Below are 4,066 nucleotides of genomic sequence, written 5' to 3' on the forward strand. Positions count from 1 at the left end.
ACGCATGGGTAGTGCCGGCCGCTGGCCGGCAACCTCGGGATCAATCAGTTGCAGTTGACCTTCGGCGCCAGCGCCTTGGTCCAGATCGCATAGCCGGCCGGGGTCATGTGCAGCATGTCCTCGCGGAACAACGACGCATCGGGCTGGCCGTCGGCCCCGAGCATCGGGGTGTAGATGTCGGTGTAGCCGGTGTTGGGCAGCTTCGCCAACGCGGCCTTGATCTTCGCGTTGGCGTCGTTGATCGCCGGCAGCAGGTGCGCCCGCGATGGGCTGGGCTTGATCGAGACGTATTCCACCTTCGTCTTCGGCAGGTCGCGATGCACGCGCTGCACGAAGGCCACCACGTCATCGCGTACCTGGGTCGCGCTGCGGCCGCTGTTGAGGTCGTTGTCGCCGGCGTAGAAGAACACCTTGCACGGCGCGTACGGCACGATGGCCTGGCCGGCGTACCAGGTGCTGTCGCGTACTTCCGAACCCCCGAAGCCACGGTTGAACACCGGTTGCCCCGGGAAATCCCGGGCCAGGCTGTCCCACATGCGGAAGGACGAGCTGCCGATGAACTCGATGCCGCCGCGCGGCGGCGGAGTGGTCCGGTCGGCGCTGACGAAGGCAGCGATGTCGGCCTCCCAGGCCACGTTGGAGACCTGCGCAGGGATCTGCGGCGGCGCCGGCGGGCTCAGGGCCTGGGCCAGCGGCGCGGCCAGCAGGCCGAGCAGGATCAGGTAGGTGCGGGGACGGGTCATCAGGCACTCCGGCAGGGCAGGGGGTATCCATCATAGAAGCTGGGCTGGCCCCGCGCTTGGCCGTGCTGGGCCGTTTGCGGGGTCGTTCGCAGGGCCTCGCGGCGGGGCGTGCGGGGTGCCGCTGCCGCCCTTGTGGCAAAATGGGGGCTGTCTGCCTATCCCTGTGCACCCATGATTTCCTGCCGTGCGTCTGAGCGGTCGCTGCGCCGCGCCCCTGTTGCTGGATCCATCACCCGTGGCTGATCAGTTTGGCCACATGCCCCGCGGCCCGYGCCGCATCTTCCAGGCCGCCCGCTGGTCCTGGCAGGGCCTGCGTGCTGCCTGGCTGCACGAGTCCTCGTTCCGGCTGGAGGTCTACCTGCTGGTGCTGCTGACCCCGCTGGCGATCTGGCTGGGCCAGACCCCGGTGGAGCGCGCGCTGATGATCGGCTCGATGCTGCTGGTGCTGGCGATGGAGCTGGCCAACTCGGCCATCGAGGCGGTGATCGAACGCTATGGCGCGGAAATCCATGAACTGGCCGGCCGCGCCAAGGACATGGGCTCGGCGGCGGTGTTCGTGCTGATGATGAACGTGCTGCTGTGCTGGGCCCTGGTGCTGGTGCCGCGGTTGTTCCCGGCCAGCGTCGGCTGATCCTTCTTCCTCCCCCTTGTTGAAGACTTCCCATGTCCCTTGAGCTTCTCGCCGATCCGAACGTCTGGTTGACCCTGTTCACCTTGAGCGCGCTGGAAATCGTGCTCGGCATCGACAATCTGGTGTTCATCTCCATCGCCGTCAGCAAGCTGCCCGAAGAGCGCCGCCCGTTCGCGCGCCGCCTCGGCATCGCGGTGGCCTGCATTACCCGTATCGGCCTGCTGGTCTCGCTGGCGTACCTGGCGCACATGCAGGCAAACCTGTTCACCGTGGCCGGCATGGGCATCTCCATCCGCGACCTGGTGCTGATCGTCGGTGGCCTGTTCCTGATCATCAAGGGCTGGATGGAGATCAAGGAGATGATCACCGGTGGCGAGGACGAGGACCCGACCACCACCAAGACCTCGGCCGTGTTCGGCTACGTGATCGCGCAGATCGCGATCATCGACATCGTGTTCTCGCTGGACTCGGTGATCACCGCTGTCGGCATCGCCGACCACGTGCCGGTGATGGTGGCTGCGATCCTGTTGTCGGTGGCGGTGATGCTGCTGGCGGCCAACCCGCTGGGCCGCTTCATCGATGCCAACCCGACCGTGAAGATGCTGGCCCTGGCCTTCATCCTGCTGATCGGCGCGGTGTTGATCCTGGACGGCCTGGACGTGCACGTTCCCAAGCCCTACATCTACGCCGCGATGGGCTTCTCGGTGCTGGTGGAGTGGCTGAACCTGCTGATGCGCCGCCGCGCACGCGAACACCACGTGCCGGGCGCCGGCGACTGGTAAGCAATTCCCGAACCCCCGGCCAGCGCCGGGGGTTCTGCGTTCCAGGCGCCGCCGCGCTCGCCGGGCATGGCCCGGCGCCACCGAAGCGTGGGCCATGCCTGGCGGGGCTTCTTCCCGCAATGCCGGCTTGCACCTTCCACTTGTGAATCGGGATCAACAGTGTTTTCCCGTGCCGAGGCTTACTCCCGGCCGGCAAAGCGCGCAGGCTACGCGCTCATTTTCCACAGGGCCTGCCCCACGCAGGCAATCCCCATGAATTCCAGAGCCGCATTGCTGGCACTCGCCGTCGGCGCCTTCGCCATTGGCACCACCGAGTTCACCCCGATGGGCCTGCTGCCGGTCATCGCCAGCGGAGTGGGCGTCAGCATCCCCACCGCCGGCATGCTGATCACCGCCTATGCGGTGGGCGTGATGCTGGGCGCACCGGTGATGACCCTGCTGATGGGACGCTTCGGCAAGCGCACCGCGCTGATGCTGCTGATGTCGATCTTCGTGGTCGGCAACCTGCTGTCGGCGCTGGCCCCGAACTACGGCCTGCTGCTGCTGTCACGGTTGGTGACCAGCCTCAATCACGGTGCGTTCTTCGGCATCGGCGCGGTGGTCGCCGCCAGCCTGGTGCCGAAGGAGAAGCAGGCCGCGGCGGTGGCGACGATGTTCATGGGCCTGACCATCGCCAACATCGGCGGCGTGCCGCTGGCGACCTGGGTCGGCCAGCAGCTGGGCTGGCGCCTGGCCTTTGCCGGCACCGCCGTACTCGGTGTGGTTGCGATCACCGCGTTGGCCATGGCACTGCCGCCGTCGGCCGCGGGCGCGCGCCCGGATGTCCGGCGTGAACTGAAATCGATCATGCAGCCGCAGGTGCTGCTGGCGATGGCCACTACGGTGCTGGGTGCAGGTGCGATGTTCACCCTCTACACCTACGTGGCGCCGGTGCTGACTGAACTGACCGGTGCGTCGAATGCCTTCATCGCGTTGTCGCTGGCATTGATCGGCATCGGCTTTACCTTCGGTAACGGTATTGGCGGGCGCCTGGCCGACTGGTCGCTGGACGGCGCCACCCGGATCCTGCTGGCAGTACTTGCGGTGCTGATGTTCGTGCTGCCGCTGGCTTTCATGAGCCACGCGACTGCGGCGCTGGGTGTACTGCTGTTCGGTGCGGCGACCTTCGCCATCGTGCCGCCGTTGCAGATCCGGGTGATGCAGGCGGCCAGCGAGGCGCCGGGTCTGGCGTCGTCGATCAACGTCGGTGCATTCAACCTCGGCAATGCACTGGGCGCGGCGCTGGGTGGTGCGGTGATCAGCCTGGGGCTGGGGTACGCGGCGATTCCGGTGGCCGGTGGGCTGCTGGCAGCGTCGGCGCTGCTGCTGGCGTGGCTGGGGCGGGCACGCGTGCCGGTTGCTGAGGCTTGCTGAGAGGTGTGTTCCGGCAGGGCTGCGCCCTGCACCCGCAGAGGCGGTAGTGCCGGCCGCTGGCCGGCAACCTCAACAGCAACGGCGGGCATTCCGTGGGATGGCGGGGTGAGTCCGGTGGCAGGGGACGGCGCAAGTACGTCCCTGTAGCCTCGGTCGCGCCTTGCTCGTCTGCGCTGTCCTGCGCACACGGCAAGACCCGGGTTGGGCGTCCTGCCCAACCCGCCCGAGGCATGCCTCGGGCCCATCGCGCTCACGCCCCCGCAAACTGACCCACCCCGCCTTCGACAGTCTCCCGCGATCTGTCGGAACCTGCTGCTGATGGTGGGTGCCGACCGTTGGTCGGCACGAATGCCTGGAGCATGGGCTTTCGCTTTTGCTCTTTTTGATCTTTCCCGCGGTGCGCAGGAAACCGTCCGTGGCCGGGAGGGTGGGTTGGCTGGGGGCGTGAGCCGCATGGATGCGGCGACCGAGCTTACATGGACGTACTTGCAGCGTCC

General features: G+C 67.4%; 4 protein-coding genes. 3 read left to right on the top strand and 1 reads right to left on the bottom strand.

Annotated elements, in window-relative coordinates:
• Nucleotides 1-44 precede the first annotated feature (44 nt).
• Nucleotides 45-743 (bottom strand): SGNH/GDSL hydrolase family protein, encoded by a 699-nt coding sequence (locus tag AB4Y84_RS15230; protein WP_442244642.1) that lies wholly within the window; start codon nucleotides 741-743, stop codon nucleotides 45-47.
• Between the two features lie 235 nt (nucleotides 744-978).
• Between AB4Y84_RS15230 and AB4Y84_RS15235 the strand changes: the two genes are divergently transcribed.
• The 3 genes from AB4Y84_RS15235 (at nucleotide 979) to AB4Y84_RS15245 (ending at nucleotide 3,569) form a co-directional block, all read left to right on the top strand.
• Nucleotides 979-1,374: a diacylglycerol kinase gene (locus tag AB4Y84_RS15235; protein WP_442250377.1), complete on the top strand. Its 396-nt coding sequence runs from the start codon at nucleotides 979-981 to the stop codon at nucleotides 1,372-1,374.
• Nucleotides 1,375-1,406: 32 nt separating this feature from the next.
• A complete protein-coding gene (locus AB4Y84_RS15240; RefSeq protein WP_223494262.1) occupies nucleotides 1,407-2,156 on the top strand; it encodes a TerC family protein in 750 nt (249 codons plus the stop codon).
• A 252-nt stretch (nucleotides 2,157-2,408) separates the two neighbouring features.
• Nucleotides 2,409-3,569 carry an MFS transporter gene (locus AB4Y84_RS15245; protein ID WP_442244641.1) on the top strand — a complete coding sequence of 387 codons (1,161 nt, stop codon included), beginning with the start codon at nucleotides 2,409-2,411 and terminating at the stop codon, nucleotides 3,567-3,569.
• Nucleotides 3,570-4,066: the final 497 nt, after the last annotated feature.

It is taken from the genome of Stenotrophomonas sp. 2YAF22 (assembly GCF_052114665.1).
Taxonomy (GTDB): Bacteria; Pseudomonadota; Gammaproteobacteria; order Xanthomonadales; family Xanthomonadaceae; genus Stenotrophomonas; species Stenotrophomonas indicatrix.